At 65.9% G+C, this 446-nt stretch carries 1 pseudogene; it reads right to left on the bottom strand.

Annotation, left to right across the window (positions count from 1 at the left end):
- Positions 1 to 446: pseudogene (locus ENZ74_RS34105) on the bottom strand (N-acetyl-gamma-glutamyl-phosphate reductase); the annotation flags it as partial.

Raw genomic sequence — 446 nt, forward strand, 5'->3', positions numbered from 1 at the left:
TGCTTGTGCTGCAGGGTGAGGCCGTAAGGCAGGAATTCCGAGGCGTCCTCGCCCTTGGCGACGTAGTCCTCGATCATCGGCCGTCCGCCGCCGGAATAGCCCGAAATGCCGTTGACGGTGATCGGAAAATCGGCCGGCAGCAGGCCTGCTGTGACCAGCGGCCGCAGCGTCGCGATCGGTCCCTGCGGCCAGCAGCCTGGGTTGGCGACGCGCTTTGCCGAGGCAATCGCCTTTGCCTGGTCCTTGTCCATCTCGGCGAAACCATACGCCCAGCCCTCCGCCACGCGATGCGCGGTCGACGCATCGATGACCCTGGTGGTGTCGTTGGCGATCAGCGAGACGCTTTCCTTCGCCGCGTCGTCGGGCAGGCACAGGATAGCGACATCGGCGGCATTGAGGAACTCGGCACGTGCCGCCGTTTCCTTGCGACGCTCGGTGGGGATGGA

Origin of the sequence: Mesorhizobium sp. M7A.F.Ca.CA.002.15.2.1 (assembly GCF_003998715.1) — a bacterium.
Lineage (GTDB): Bacteria > Pseudomonadota > Alphaproteobacteria > Rhizobiales > Rhizobiaceae > Mesorhizobium > Mesorhizobium ciceri.